At 69.1% G+C, this 13,715-nt stretch carries 12 protein-coding genes; 1 reads left to right on the top strand and 11 read right to left on the bottom strand.

Annotated elements, in window-relative coordinates; genetic code table 11:
* Positions 1-173: 173 nt before the first annotated feature.
* Together ABZU76_RS49010 and ABZU76_RS49005 are read right to left on the bottom strand one after the other, a co-directional pair.
* Entirely contained in the window at positions 174-1,466 is a 1,293-nt protein-coding gene (locus ABZU76_RS49010) for a LapA family protein (RefSeq protein ID WP_354884575.1), read from the bottom strand.
* A 14-nt stretch (positions 1,467-1,480) separates the two neighbouring features.
* Complete coding sequence (locus ABZU76_RS49005; protein ID WP_354884589.1) at positions 1,481-2,530, bottom strand: polyprenyl synthetase family protein; 1,050 nt, start codon at positions 2,528-2,530, stop codon at positions 1,481-1,483.
* 290 nt (positions 2,531-2,820) lie between these two features.
* Here ABZU76_RS49005 and ABZU76_RS49000 point away from each other — a divergent pair, with 290 nt between their 5' ends.
* Entirely contained in the window at positions 2,821-3,471 is a 651-nt protein-coding gene (locus ABZU76_RS49000) for a hypothetical protein (protein ID WP_354884572.1), read from the top strand.
* 168 nt (positions 3,472-3,639) lie between these two features.
* Here ABZU76_RS49000 and ABZU76_RS48995 read toward each other — a convergent pair whose 3' ends face one another.
* The 9 genes from ABZU76_RS48995 to nuoH form a co-directional block, all read right to left on the bottom strand.
* On the bottom strand, positions 3,640-4,350 hold the full coding sequence (locus tag ABZU76_RS48995; RefSeq protein WP_354884569.1) for an HNH endonuclease: 711 nt from the start codon (positions 4,348-4,350) through the stop codon (positions 3,640-3,642).
* Positions 4,347-5,426 carry an AAA family ATPase gene (locus ABZU76_RS48990; protein ID WP_354884566.1) on the bottom strand — a complete coding sequence of 360 codons (1,080 nt, stop codon included), beginning with the start codon at positions 5,424-5,426 and terminating at the stop codon, positions 4,347-4,349. Before ABZU76_RS48990 ends, ABZU76_RS48995 begins: the two co-directional genes overlap by 4 nt.
* Before the next feature lie 190 nt (positions 5,427-5,616).
* On the bottom strand, positions 5,617-7,191 hold the full coding sequence (gene nuoN / locus ABZU76_RS48985) for an NADH-quinone oxidoreductase subunit NuoN (protein WP_354884586.1): 1,575 nt from the start codon (positions 7,189-7,191) through the stop codon (positions 5,617-5,619).
* An 18-nt stretch (positions 7,192-7,209) separates the two neighbouring features.
* Positions 7,210-8,760: an NADH-quinone oxidoreductase subunit M gene (locus ABZU76_RS48980; protein WP_220245987.1), complete on the bottom strand. Its 1,551-nt coding sequence runs from the start codon at positions 8,758-8,760 to the stop codon at positions 7,210-7,212.
* A 1-nt stretch (position 8,761) separates the two neighbouring features.
* On the bottom strand, positions 8,762-10,669 hold the full coding sequence (nuoL, locus tag ABZU76_RS48975; RefSeq protein WP_354884562.1) for an NADH-quinone oxidoreductase subunit L: 1,908 nt from the start codon (positions 10,667-10,669) through the stop codon (positions 8,762-8,764).
* 10 nt (positions 10,670-10,679) lie between these two features.
* Positions 10,680-10,979, bottom strand: a complete 300-nt coding sequence (gene nuoK, locus ABZU76_RS48970) for an NADH-quinone oxidoreductase subunit NuoK (RefSeq protein WP_326567987.1) — start codon at positions 10,977-10,979, stop codon at positions 10,680-10,682.
* Positions 10,976-11,851, bottom strand: coding sequence for an NADH-quinone oxidoreductase subunit J (locus tag ABZU76_RS48965; protein WP_354884559.1), 876 nt, complete (start codon positions 11,849-11,851; stop codon positions 10,976-10,978). Before ABZU76_RS48965 ends, nuoK begins: the two co-directional genes overlap by 4 nt.
* Positions 11,848-12,390 carry an NADH-quinone oxidoreductase subunit NuoI gene (gene nuoI, locus ABZU76_RS48960; RefSeq protein ID WP_354884556.1) on the bottom strand — a complete coding sequence of 181 codons (543 nt, stop codon included), beginning with the start codon at positions 12,388-12,390 and terminating at the stop codon, positions 11,848-11,850. The genes ABZU76_RS48965 and nuoI overlap by 4 nt, the downstream gene beginning before the upstream one ends.
* Positions 12,377-13,705, bottom strand: a complete 1,329-nt coding sequence (gene nuoH, locus ABZU76_RS48955; protein WP_354884584.1) for an NADH-quinone oxidoreductase subunit NuoH — start codon at positions 13,703-13,705, stop codon at positions 12,377-12,379. The genes nuoI and nuoH overlap by 14 nt, the downstream gene beginning before the upstream one ends.
* Between the last annotated feature and the right edge of the window lie 10 nt (positions 13,706-13,715).

Raw genomic sequence — 13,715 nt, 5'->3', positions numbered from 1 at the left:
CTCGAGGGCGTCGGCGAGCGTCGGCAGCGGCGCGCCGGTGTCGACGCGCACCGCCTGCCCCGGCTGCAGCCGCCGCGGCTGGCGGGCGCGGTCGTGGTTCAGTTTCAAGCTCCAGACATGAGTAGAGGCCACTGCCCTCCGGGCGGTGGCCTCTACTCATGTCCACAATGGACTTAGCTCAAGGGCCGGAAGCCAACTCGCTCGGCATCGGCCGAGCTACGGAACCAGACTTCGGCGACCATTCGCGGGAACTGCGCCGATTCCTCGGTGCAGTACCGCAAAGCCGTGACGCTGGCCTTGACCGTGAACGCGTCCGACGGGCGGCCGCCGCCGGGGCGGGGCATGGCGGAGCCGGGGCCGAAGGGGCCGGGCGGCACGGAGTCCTCGCCGGTGTCGCGGGCCGGGGGCGGTTCGGGGGCGGCCATGGCGGCGACCTGGTTGGGCTGCACCGACGGCTCGAACAGCGAACCGCTGTGCGCACCCGTGAGGTCCGGCTCGCGGCGTTCGACGGGGCGCATCGACGGCTGGATCGGCCGCGGCGGCTCGAAGCCGCCGCGCGGTGACTCGCGGGGCTGGCGCTTGGGCAGGCCGCCGGGCTCCAGGGGTTCCTCTGTGGACTCTTCGGATTCCTCCACCGCGTCCACCTGCTGAGCCATGGCCGGAGCCGGCGTCAGGTGCTCAGTGGACTCGGGCTCGTCGAGGTAGTCACCACCCGGCGCATCCTCGAAGGGCGAGCGGTCCGGCAGTTGCTTCGAGAACCAGTCCGATTCGGACTGTTCCGCCGCGGGCGCGGGCTGGAACAGCGACACCGGCTCGTCGGACGGCTCCAGGCGGCTCTCGAACGACGAGGGCTCCAGCGTGCTCTCGAAGGGTTCGAGCTTGCTCTCGAACGGTTCCACCGCGCGGTGGTAGCCGCTGCCGTGGTCCTCGTCCTCGAGATCGACCGCGTGGTGGTAACCGCTGTCCGGCTCGCGCGAGACCGGGCTGAGGTACTCCGTCGCAGCCGCGCGGTAGACGTCGCCACTGTCCACGGAGGACGCCAGAGCCGGCTCGTCCGATTCGGGCGAAGCACCCGGGTCCGGCGCGGTGCGGTACTCGGCGTCGTACTCCGCCTCTGGGTCGAACCCGGCGGGCGGCGTCGCGGCGATCAGCTCGGTCGGCGCGTGCTCGCGCTCGTCGCGGGTCCACGCCGGCTCGCTGTCGGGTTCCGCGAAGTCGGACGTGAACACCGGCTCCGAAGCCACGGGAGCGTCCACCGGCGGCAGCACCGACGTCCGGCTGGACGCGGCGGCCAGCGCGGCCGCGTTGGCCGGCGTGCGCGCGTTCTCGGCGTGCGCGGACGCCAGCGCCTCTTCCAGCTCACGGATGCGCTTGCGCGCAGGCACCACGAGGACCAACCAGGCCACGAGCGCGCCGACGAAGAACGCCAACAGGCTCCACAGCCAGACTTGTCCGAAAATGGACATCTTCTCTGCCCCTTTTAATGCGTCCGCGCGACCAGGTAGTCGGCGACCGACTCGCAAGCGTCGCGCGCAGGGGAAGCGGGCAGCGCGGCGAGCTCGGCACGTGCCCGCGAAGCGTAGTCGGAAAGGGTGACGCGCGCGCGTTCGAGTCCACTCGAGCGGCGCAGCAGCTCCAGGGCTTCGGCGACCACCTCGTCCTCGGCGATCGGGCCGGCCAGCAGCTCCACGAGCCGCGGGTCGGTGTCCGGGTCGGCCAGCGCGTAGAGCATCGGCAGCGTGCGCACGCCTTCGCGCAGGTCCGTGCCCTGCGCCTTGCCCAGCTCGTCGGACGGCGACGCGATGTCGATGATGTCGTCGGAGATCTGGAACGCCGTGCCGATGGTGTCGCCGAACCGGCGCAACGCCTGGATGTACGCCTCAGGGGCGCCGGACATCATGCCGCCGAACCGCCCGGACGTCGCGATCAGCGAGCCGGTCTTCTGCGCGATGACGGTGAGGTAGTGCTCCACGGGGTCGTCACCGGGGCCGGGGCCGACCGTCTCGCGCATCTGACCGGTCACGAGCTCGCCGAACGTCTCGGCAATGATGCGCGCCGCGTCCGTCCCGAGGTCGGCGACCAGGCGCGAGGCGTGGGCGAAGAGGAAGTCGCCGGTCAGGATCGCGACGGTGTTGTCCCAGCGCGCGTTGACGCTCTCCGCGCCGCGCCGCATGGTCGCCTCGTCCATCACGTCGTCGTGGTACAGCGTCGCCAGGTGCACCAGCTCCACCGCGGCGGCCGCGATGAGCACGTGGTCATCCTGGCGCGGCCCGAACTGCGCCGACAGCAGCGTGAACAGGGGCCGGAAACGTTTGCCCCCCGCCTCGACCAGGTGCAACGCCGCGTCGTGCACCGCCTGCACATCACTCTTCACGACGTCCCGCAGCATCGCCTCGACGTCCGCCAGCCCGCCGGCGATCGCCCTCAGCAGCGTCTCGTCCTCGATCTGCAGCCCGACGGTCGCGCGGAGGTCCTCGACGGCGCCATCCCGCGCAGCGGGGGCTCCCGCCCCCGGGGGTGGTGAAGACACAGACACGTCGGCTCCGCTCTCTCATGCGCCGGTCGGGTTATCCGGCTTTCAGAGTAGTGGCTACCCCTGGTACGCCGTTTACCCGCTGTCCAGGGGAAACGGTGACGAACATGACACCGGAGGGCAACCCGGTCCCAGAAGTCAAGGCCGGGCCCCGAACGGGTTGATCCCCCGGCACGGACGAGTGATCAACGCCCGGCAGCGCAACGGGCGAAACGGGCGCGCGGATATTCACTCAGTGGGAGTTCGCCGGCGCGGTCCGTGCGGCTTGAGTGCAGGGAGGTCAGGACATGCTGAAGAACGTGAAGACGGGGCTCGTCGCGGCAGTGGTGATGGCGGGGAGCGTGGTGGCCGGCGGCGTGGCGCACGCGCAGACGCCCGCGGGCGCGGCTGACCTCGGGGAGGCGAGCTTCACCAAGGGCTCGACCACGGTGACCGTGCCGGCGCTGGCGCCGTGTGCGGTGGAGGGCCCGACCAGCGCGTCGACGGGCTCGCTGAGCAAAACGGGCCTGAGCTGGGGCGGCGGCACGTCGTCCTGCACGACGACGGTGGTCGACCCCGACAACGACACCACCAGCACCAAGTCGACGGCCACCGGCAAGAACTTCGAGCTCTCGGCCCTCGTCAGCGCCGGCGGCCCGCGCATCCGGCTGTCGAGCTACACCGTCACGTGCGACGCCGTGCAGCGGCAGACGAGCGCCAACTGGACGTTCAGCGGCCTGGCGGGCATCACGGGCCTGCCCTCGCCGGTGCCGTCGGGCTACACGAAGCCGATCACGAAGGCGGGCGGCACCGTGCTGGCCAACGCGGTGTTCAACACCCAGACCCTCCCCGGCGACGGCAGCATCAGCTTGACGATGCTGCGTATCGACTTCGCCCCGGCCTCGGGCATCACAGGCTCGGTCGCCGTCGGTCGCACTTCGTGCTCCCCGACGCCGTAACGAGCCTGTTCCTGCCCTTCGCACTGCGTTTTTGGCGTCGGCTCCGCCGCCGCGGGCGAGATCGCCTTTGAGCCGGCTCCTTCCCTCCCGATGCGATCGGCCCGGGGGGCCGACCACATCGGGAGGGAAGAAACCGGCGCGATCTCGCGGTGCGGTCGGCTTTGGGTGCTAAGCGAGGAGTGCGGCGCGAAGGTCGGGGTCGCGGAGCAGGTCGAGGAGGGAGGCGTCCGAGAAGATGCGGGGCGCGCCCGGCAGCAGGGCCTGGCGGAGCATGGCGTTAAGGACGTCGGCGTGGGGCTGGTCGCGCAGGGTCCAGATGGCGCGGCGGCGGGTCTCGGCGGAGCCGTTCCACCAGTGGAACACCAGCGCGGCCACCTGATCCACAGCGAGAGCGCGCCCGCGTTCCAGGAGGGGCCGGTTCAGGCCGCAGACCTCGATCGTCGCGCGGCCCTTGTCGGTCAGCGGGCGGTAGGTGCCGATGGAGAGCACCAGGAACAGGTGATCGAGTGGGTCTTCGGCCGTCGGGTCGATCAGCAGTGGCTGTCCCGAAGCGTCGAGAGGAAAGCGGTCGCGCTTGTGGTGGCTGTTGCAGTACTCGCACGCCAGCAGGTGGTTGAGCCAGTCGAACGCGCGGTGCGGCGCCCGCGCCACCGGTTCGAAGTGGTCCACAGTGGACCCCAAGCCGTCACCGCAGTACATGCAGTAGCCGCGGCCCGCGGCCATCAGCGCCAGCTGCGAGCGGATCGACCGGCGGGCCCCGCGCGCGGAAGTCCACAAGCGACGCGCGGTTTTGTTGTCCCCGAGGGGAATCCGCGCGGTCAGCCGCACCAGCTCAGCGGACACAGTCAACGGCAGCGCCACCCGGCGCAGCGCGATCACCGTTCGTCGAAGTGGCGCGTGACGTCGTCGACGCGGCTGGGCGGTGAGCTGCTCAGGCGGTCGCGCAGCTGCTCCCACTCACGCAGGCCGTCGGCGTCCGCCTGGCCCGTGGCCACGAGCAGCTCCAGCTCGGCCAGGTGCTCACGCAGCTCCACGGCCCGCGGCGAATACGGGGTGTCGAGCCCGAACAGGTCCGACAGCACGGCGTCGTCGCCGCTGCCGTAGACCACACGCTGGTACAGCTCGTCGGACACCACGCGCGGCGGCTCCTGCTCGTCCGGCCCCGGCAGGCGGATCAGGCCACCCGGATCGGCGGCCTGGCACACGTAGGGGCTGTGCGTGCTCACCACGAACTGGATCCGCGGGAAGTGCGCCTTCAGCCACGGCCCGATGCGCTTCTGCCACGACACGTGCAGGTGCGCGTCGACCTCGTCGATCAGCACCACGCCGGACGCGTCGATCCCCAGCCCCGCGTCCGCCAGCTGCCGCACGAGGTCGACGACCAGCGCCGTCACGGTGCGGTAGCCGTCGCTCATCTCGCGCAGCGGGAACCGGTCGCCGCGGTAGGACACCCACAGGCCGTCGGAGTCGACGTCGCGCACGCGGTAGCCGTCGGGCAGCAGGCCGTCGCCCAGCAGCGTGAGCACGGAGTCCTTCAGCTCCCGCGCGCCCGCCTTGCCCTCCAGCGCGCGCAAGTGCTGGTTGATCAGCCACGCCACGCCTTCCGCGAGCGAAGCGTCTTCGCTGAACAGGCTCGCCACGCGCGCGAACTCCCCGCGCATCAGCGACTGCGCCTCGGGCGCGCCCCCGGCCAGCCGCCGGAACGGCCCGTAGCCGGCGCAGAACGCGGGCCCCTCGCCCACCACGTCGACGTCGATGGAACTGCCCTCGGCAACCAGGCTCTCGGCAAAGGGCGGCTGCACGAGCGCCTGCGCCAACGCGCGCAGGAACGTCGTCTTGCCCGACCCGTTGCGCCCGGCCAGCACCGTCCAACCCGGCCCGGGCAGCCTCAGATCCACCGTGCGGGCACCACGAAACCCCAGCACGTCCGTGATCCGCACCCGCTCGATGTGCATGCCCTGAGCTTATCGGCCCGGACAAGCAGAAGGCCGCCACGAGATTTCCGTGGCGGCCTTCTGAACCATGACGCGAGATCGCGCCGGTTTCTTCCCTCCCGATGTGGTCGGCCCCCCGGGCCGATCATGTCGGGAGGGAAGGAGCCGGCTCAAAGGCGATCTCGCACGCGGCGGCGGAGCCGACGCCAAATTACGAAGCGAAGCCGCCCGAGCTCGCCCAGTTCAACGCGAACGAGGGAACCAGGCCGAGCACCAAGGTCACCACCACGCCGAGCGTGATGGCTGCCGTGGTGAAGCCGCCCGGGATGGCGACGGTCGGGCCGTCGGCCGCCGGCTCGGAGAAGTACATCAGCACGATCACGCGCAGGTAGAAGAACGCGGCCACCGCGCTGAACACGAGCGCGATCACCACCAGCGGAGCCATCCCGTCGGACAGGGCCGCGGAGAACACCACGAACTTGCCCACGAACCCACTGGTCAGCGGGATACCGGCCAACGCCAGCAGCAAGAACGTGAACACCCCGGCCAGTACCGGCGACCGTTTCGCCAGTCCCGCCCAGGCCGACAGGTGCGTGGCCTCACCGCTGGAGTCGCGCACCAGGCTGATCACGCCGAACGCCGCCAGCGTGGTGAAGCCGTAGGCCAGCAGGTAGAACAGCGTGCTCGACAGGCCGTCCTCGGTCATCGCGATGGCACCGACGAGCAGGAAGCCCGCGTGGGCGATCGAGGAGTACGCGATCATGCGCTTCACGTCGGTCTGCGTGAGGCCGAGGATCGCGCCGATCGCCATCGAGATGATCGCCACGGCCCACAGCACCCCGCGCCACTCCCAGCTCGTGGAAGAGAACGCGACCGACAGCACGCGCAGGATGGCACCGAACGCGGCGACCTTCGTGCACGCCGCCATGAAGGCCGTGACCGGAGTCGGCGCGCCCTGGTAGACGTCCGGCGTCCAGGTGTGGAACGGGCCGACCGAGCCCTTGAACAGCAGACCCACCACCAGCAGACCGAGGCCCGCGAACAGCAGCGTGTCGGAACGGTCCGAGCCGGCGGCGGCGTTGGCGATGTCGGCGAGCTTCACGGAGTTCGCGTAGCCGTAGAGCAGCGCGAGGCCGTAGAGGAAAAACGCCGAGGAGAACGCGCCGAGCAGGAAGTACTTGACCGCCGACTCCTGCGAGATGAGCCGGCGCCGCCGGGCCAGGCCGCACATGAGGTACAGCGGGAGGCTCAGCACCTCGAGCGCGATGAACATCGTGAGCAGGTCGTTGGCCGCGGTGAAGGCCATCATGCCGCCGAGCGCGAAGAGCGTGAGCGGGAAGACCTCGGTCTGCGACGTCGTCGCGGAGGCGACCTGCGCGCGGTCCTGCACGGTGCCGGGGCTGATCGCGGCCTGCGCCACGAACGCGCCGCCGGGCTCCACCTTGCGGTCGGCGATGAGGAACACCGCGCCGAGCCCCAGCAGGAGCAGCGTGCCCCATAGGAACAGCGACGGCTGGTCCACCGAGATCGCGCCGGCGAACGTGGTCACGCCCGCCTTCGGCGCGGTCCGGGTGGCGTACATGATCAGCGAGACCCCGGACGCGAGGATCGCGATCACGGTCACGAAGACCTGCGCGTACCAGCGGGAAGCCTTCGGCGCGAACGCCTCCACCAGCACGCTGACGCACGCGACGCCGAAGATGATCAGCAACGGCAGCACGGCCGCGTAGTCGACCGAAGGTGTCGCCACCTGGGCCGACGGAGCCTGGGAGAGACCAGGCCCAATGAGACTGTCGAGCACGGTTTACTTGCCTCCCTGCACGGCAGACAGCGTCGCCTGCACCGACGGGGTGATCGTGTCGAGCACCGGCTTGGGGTAGAAACCCAGGCCGATGATCAGGATGACCATCGGGGCCAGGATCGCGATCTCCCGCCCGCCGAGGTCCTTGATGGCCTTCTTGGCCCCGAGCTCCGGCGCCATCGCCGTGCCCGGGCCGCCGCCCACGCCGATGAGCGCGTCACCGCGAACCGGGCCCTGCATGATCCGCTGGTAGAGCCACAGCACGTAGGCCGCGGCGAGCACCATGCCGACCGTCGCGATGATCGTGTACACCGGCTGCGTCACGAACGAGCCGATGAGTACCAGGAACTCGCTCACGAACGAGTTGGTGCCCGGCAGCGACAGCGCGGACAGACCGGCGATCAGCAGCATCCCGCCGAGCAGCGGGGTCACCTTCGCCATGCCGCCGTAGTCGGAGATCCGCGTGGACCCGCCGCGCATCACGATCAGGCCGATCACCACGATGAGCATCCCGGTCGAGAGGCTGTGGTTCAGCATGTACGACACGGAGCCGATCATCGCCTGCTCGTTGAAGGCGAAGATGCCCAGCGAGATGAACCCGAAGTGGGCGATCGAGACGTAGGCGATGAACCGCTTCATGTCGCTCTGCCCGGCCGCGAGGATCGAGCCGTAGATCACGCCGATCACCGAGAGCACCAGCACCAGTGGCGCCAGCGCCTTGCTCGCCTCGGGGAACATCGGCAGGCAGTAGCGCAGGAAACCGAACGTGCCGACCTTGTCCAGCACACCCACCAGCAGCACCGCGACGCCGATCGGAGCTTGGCTCGCGGCGTCCGGTAGCCAGGTGTGGAACGGCACCAGCGGCGCCTTGATCGCGAACGCGAGGAAGAAGCCGAGGAACAGCCAGATCTGCGTGCCCGTCGGCGCGTCGCGCACGACCGTGACCAGCGTGGCCCAGTCGAACGTGCCCTTGCCGAGCTTGTCCGACGCCAGCGAGTACGCGCCGATCGCCGAGGCCAGCATGATCAGGCCGCCGAGGAACGAGTAGAGGAAGAACTTCACGGCCGCGTACTGCCGGTTCGCGCCGCCGTAGCCGCCGATCAGGAAGTACATCGGGATCAGCATGATCTCGAACAGCACGTAGAAGAGGAACACGTCGGTCGCCGCGAAGACGCCGATCGTGATCGCCTCCTGCAGCAGGATCAGCGACAGGAACCCACCGGCGGTGCGGCCGGCCGGGAGCTTGTCGGTGAGCCCGAGCGCGCCCACGACGATCGGCACCAGCAGGGCGATCACCGCGATCATGATCAGCGAGATGCCGTCGGTGCCGAACGAGATGTGGATGCCGAAGGTCGGGATCCAGTCCATCGAGGTCGCCTGCTGGATCCGCGCTCCGGAGGGCGAGTAGCTCGCCCAGAACGGGATGATCAGCAGGAACTCCACAATGGACACGACGAGCGCGGTCGCGATCGCGGCCCGGTCGTTCCCCTTGAGGAACGCCAGCACCAGCGAGCCGACCAGCGGCAGCAGGATGAGCGCCAGGAGCCAAGTCATGTCAGGAGAACCTCACCAGCAGAAGGGCCGCCAGAAGCAGGAACGTGCCGCCGAGCATGGACAGCGCGTACGACCGGACGAACCCGGTCTGCATGCGCCTCAGCCGGCCGGACCCGCCGCCGAGGGCCGCGGCGAGGCCGTTGACCGCCCCGTCGACCCCGCGGTTGTCGACGTACACCAGCGCCCGAGCGAGCCAGGTGCCCGGGCGGGCGACCAGCGTCTCGTTGAGGGCGTTGCCGTACAGGTCCTTGCGAGCCGCCCGGACGACCCAGGAGACGTTTTGCGGGCGCTCGACCGGGATGTCGCGGCCGGGCCGGAAGATCCAGATCGCGAGCAGCGCGCCGATCAGGGCGAGCGCGAGGGTGAGCCATGGGATCGCGTCGGCCGAGATCGGCGCGTGCTCGGCTTTGTGGTACGCGCCGACGGTCGGACTCAGCCAGTTCACGAACCGGTCGCCGACGGCGAAGAACGCACCCGAGCCGACCGAGCCGATCGCCAGGATCGCCATGGGGACCCACATGATCGGCTTGGACTCGTGCGGGTGGAAGTCGCGCCCGTCGGAGCTCTTGATCTCCTTCCAGCGCGACTTGCCGAAGAAGGTCATCATCATCAGGCGCGTCATGTAGAACGCGGTGAGCCCGGCGCCGATGATGCCCGCGAGGCCGAACACCCAGCCGCGCCAGCCCTCCTGGCCGAACGCCGCCTCGATGATCGCGTCCTTCGTGTAGTAGCCCGCGAGGAACGGGAAGCCGATCAGCGCGAGGTAACCGAGGCCGAAGGTGACGAAGGTGATCGGCATCTTCTTGGCCAGGCCGCCGAACTTGCGCATGTCGACCTCGTCGTTCATGCCGTGCATGACCGAACCGGCCCCGAGGAAGAGCCCGGCCTTGAAGAAGCCGTGCGCCACCAGGTGCATGATGGCCAGCGCGTAGATGCCCGGCCCGAGGCCGACCGCCAGCATCATGTAACCGATCTGGCTGACCGTGGAGTACGCGAGCACCTTCTTGATGTCGTCGTACGCGCAACCGACGATGCACCCGATCAGCAGCGTCACCGCGCCGACGAGCGTGACGGCCAGGCGGCCGTCCGGCGTCGCGGAGAAGATCACGTTGGAGCGGGCGACCAGGTAGACCCCGGCGGTGACCATCGTCGCCGCGTGGATCAGGGCCGAAACCGGGGTCGGGCCCTCCATCGCGTCCGGGAGCCAGGCCTGCAGCGGGAACTGGCCCGACTTACCGCAGGCACCGAGCAGCAGCAGGAGCCCGATCGCGGTGATCGCGCCCGGCGGGATCTGGCCGTTGGTCAGGCCCTCGAAGACCTGCGTGTAGCCGGTGGAGCCCGTGTACTTGAACATCAGGAAGATCGCCAGCGCGAGCCCGACGTCACCGACGCGGTTCATCAGGAACGCCTTCTTCGCGGCGGTGGCCGCGGACGGGCGGTCCTGGTACCAGCCGATGAGCAGGTACGACGCGAGACCCACGCCTTCCCAGCCGAGGTACAGCGTCACAAAGCTGTTGCCCAGCACCAGGATCAGCATCGACGCGACGAAGAGGTTCAGGTACGCGAAGAAGCGGTACCGGCCCTCGTCGTCGGCCATGTAGCCGATCGAGTAGAAGTGGATCAGCATGCCGACGCCGGTGATCAGCAGCACGAACGTCAGCGACAGGGCGTCGATGCGCAGCCCGAAGTCGACCTGGAGCTGACCCGCGGGGATCCACGAGTACAGGTTGACGTTCTCGGTCGCGCTGCCGTTCGTCGCGAAGAACAGGATCACGGCGTAAACGAATGCCAGGGCAACGGTGGCTGTGCCGAGCAGGTGCCCCCAGGCCTTCGCCCGTTTCCCGGCCAGCAGGAGGATCAGGGCGCCGAGGGCCGGAAGGGCCACCAGCAGCCACGATGATGCGGTCACACTCGCCCTCTCAGTACTTCAGCAGGTTGGTGTCGTCGACCGAGGCCGAGCGCCGGGTGCGGAAGATGGCCATGATGATCGCCAGGCCCACCACGACCTCGGCTGCCGCGACCACCATCACGAAGAACGCCATCACCTGGCCGTCGAGCCCGCCGTTGATGCGGGCGAACGTGACCAGGCTGAGGTTCACCGCGTTGAGCATCAGCTCGATGCACATGAACACGACGATCGCGTTGCGGCGGACCAGGACGCCCACGGCGCCGATGGAAAACAGCAACGCCGACAGCAGCAGGTAGTAGCTCGGGGTCACTTTCCTTCCCCTTCTTCCTCGGTGCCCGCGGCAACGCTGTCGCCGCCGACCAGCGCGTGGGCGTCGGGCTTGGGGCCCTCGTCGGCGATGAGCTTGCGCTCGCGCATGAGCTGCAGCGCCGAGGTGGATTCGATGATCGCCGAGAGCGACTCCGGCGCGATCGAACCGTCGGGCAGCAGGGCCGGCACGGCGACGGAGTTGGCCGTGGCGAACACACCCGGGCCGGGCAGCGGCGACGGGCGGTCGTGCTCGCCGCGGAAGCGCAGCTTCACGAGCTCGCGCTGCGGGAGCTTGCCGCCCTTCTTGTGGCGGTCGGTGAACGCCAGCACCATCGCGCCGAGCGCGGCGGTGATGAGCAGCGCCGACGTGAGCTCGAACGGGAAGAGGTACTGCGTGAAGATGATCCGCCCGAGGCCGCCCGCGCCACCGCCGTTGGCGGCGTACGGATCCAGCGCCGGGGCCGGGGTCACGTTCACCATCGAGCGGAAGACGCCGGCGGCGATCAGCGCGGCGAGCCCGATACCGAGCACCGTGGCCATGAACCGCTGTCCGCGCAGCACCTCGACCACGGAGTCGGAGCTCTCGCGGCCGACCAGCATCAGCACGAACAGGAACAGCATCATGATCGCGCCGGTGTAGACGATGATCTGCGTGAACCCGAGGAACGGCGCCGACTGCGTCATGTAGAGCGCGCCCAGGCTCAGCATCGTGAGCACCAGCCACAGGGCCGAGTGCACGGCGTTGCGCGAGAAGATCATCCCGAGCGCGCCGAGCAGCGCGAGCGGGCCGAGGATCCAGAACGCGATCGCCTCGCCCACCGACACCGACGTCGACGCGGCGGCGGGCGCCTGCGCGAGAACTGCCGCGATCATTGCTTGGCCTCCTGCTGCTGCGCCTTCGCCAGCTCAGGACCGTTCACGTAGTAGTCCTGCTCGTTGTCGCCGAGGCGCATCGGGTGCGGCGGCTGCTCCATGCCGGGCAGCAGCGGGGCGAGCAGGTCTTCCTTGGTGTAGATGAGCCGCTGGCGGTCGTCGTCGGCGAGCTCGTAGAAGTTGATCATCGTCAGGGACCGCGTGGGGCAGGCCTCGACGCACAACCCGCAACCGATGCAGCGCAGGTAGTTGATCTGGTAGTCCGCGCCGTACCGCTCACCCGGGGAGAAGCGCGCCTCCTCGGTGTTGTTGCCGCCCTCGACGAAGATCGCGTCGGCCGGGCAGGCCCAGGCGCACAGCTCGCAGCCGACGCACTTCTCGAGCCCGTCCGGGTGCCGGTTGAGCTGGTGGCGGCCGTGGTACCGCGGCGCGGCCGGGGCACCGGCCTCCGGGTACTCCTCGGTGGCGACCTTCTTGAACATCATCGCGAAGGTGACGCCGAAACCCTTGATGGGATTCAGGAAGTCAGTTGCCGCCATCTTCTACCCCTTCCTGTGCTGCGGTGCCGACGGCCGCCGGCTTGCGCCGGGCCGCCCTCGCTTCCGCCTTGGCCAGCGCCTTCTGGCGCGGAGTGCTCTCGGGGACCTTCAGGTCCAGCGGGGGCACGGGGAACCCGCCGCCCGTGAGGTCGACGTAGTCGCCTTCCGGCAGCTTCTTGTTCGGCACCGCCAGGCTGATCAGCACGAGCACCACCAGCACGATGCCGACGCCGACGAGGATCTGCGGCCAGCTCCACTGGATGGTCTTGATCGCGACGACCACGAGGATCCAGACCAGGTTGATCGGCACCAGGACCTTCCAGCCCAGGCGCATGAACTGGTCGTACCGCAGCCGCGGCAGCGTGCCGCGCAGCCAGATGAAGCAGAACAGCAGCACGAACAGCTTCGCGAAGAACCAGAGCATCGGCCACCAGTTCTGGTTCAGCGGCGAGTCGTCGCCGACGAACGGGAACCGCCAGCCGCCCAGGAACAGCGTGGTGCAGAACGCCGAGACGATCACCATGTTCACGTACTCTGCGAGGAAGAACATCGCGAACTTCATCGAGCTGTACTCGGTGTGGAAACCGCCGACCAGCTCCGACTCGGCCTCGGGGAGGTCGAAGGGCGCGCGGTTCGTCTCACCGACCATCGAGATCAGGTAGATCACGAAGCTCGGGATGAGCATGTAGAAGTACCAGCCGTGGGCTTGCGCCTCCACGATCTCGGACGTCTGCAGCGATCCGGAGTAGAGGATCACCGCGACGATCGAGAGGCCCATCGCGATCTCGTAGGAGATCACCTGCGCCGCCGAGCGGAGACCGCCGAGCAGCGGATACGGCGAGCCTGAGGACCAGCCGGCGAGCACGATGCCGTACACGCCGATCGACGAGCACGCGAGGATCACCAGCACACCGACCGGCAGGTCGACCAGCTGCAGCGTGGTCGTCTGGCCGAAAATCGAGACGACCGGGCCGAACGGGATGGCCGAGAGCGCGATCAGCGCGGGGACCGCGGCCAGCACCGGTGCGAGGAAGTACACCTTGCGGTCGGCGGTGTCCGGGATGATCTGCTCCTTGAACGGGAGCTTGATCGCGTCGGCCAGCGACTGCAGATATCCATTCGGACCGACGCGGTTCGGGCCGGGCCGGTTCTGCATCCGGCCGACCGCCTTGCGCTCCCACACGATCAGGAAGATCGTGAGGATCGGGCCGATCAGCAGGATGACGACCGCCTTGAGCAGGATCAGCCACCACGGGTCGTCCGCGAGCAGGCGAGCGCGTTCTGCCGCGTCCGGCATCTGCGCCAGGAACGGCATGAGCTGCGGG

The organism is Amycolatopsis sp. NPDC005232 (assembly GCF_040607795.1).
Classification (GTDB): Bacteria; Actinomycetota; Actinomycetes; order Mycobacteriales; family Pseudonocardiaceae; genus Amycolatopsis.
This window is presented reverse-complemented; position numbering and strand designations above follow the sequence as displayed.

Bases quoted from the DNA above. Each gene is read 5' to 3' on its own strand.
- ABZU76_RS48980 (WP_220245987.1), bottom strand. From the start codon at position 8,760: ATGACTTGGCTCCTGGCGCTCATCCTGCTGCCGCTGGTCGGCTCGCTG.
- ABZU76_RS49010 (WP_354884575.1), bottom strand. From the start codon at position 1,466: ATGTCCATTTTCGGACAAGTCTGGCTGTGGAGCCTGTTGGCGTTCTTC.
- nuoI (WP_354884556.1), bottom strand. From the start codon at position 12,390: ATGGCGGCAACTGACTTCCTGAATCCCATCAAGGGTTTCGGCGTCACC.
- ABZU76_RS48965 (WP_354884559.1), bottom strand. From the start codon at position 11,851: ATGATCGCGGCAGTTCTCGCGCAGGCGCCCGCCGCCGCGTCGACGTCG.
- ABZU76_RS48990 (WP_354884566.1), bottom strand. From the start codon at position 5,426: ATGCACATCGAGCGGGTGCGGATCACGGACGTGCTGGGGTTTCGTGGT.
- ABZU76_RS49000 (WP_354884572.1), top strand. From the start codon at position 2,821: ATGCTGAAGAACGTGAAGACGGGGCTCGTCGCGGCAGTGGTGATGGCG.
- nuoH (WP_354884584.1), bottom strand. From the start codon at position 13,705: ATGCCGTTCCTGGCGCAGATGCCGGACGCGGCAGAACGCGCTCGCCTG.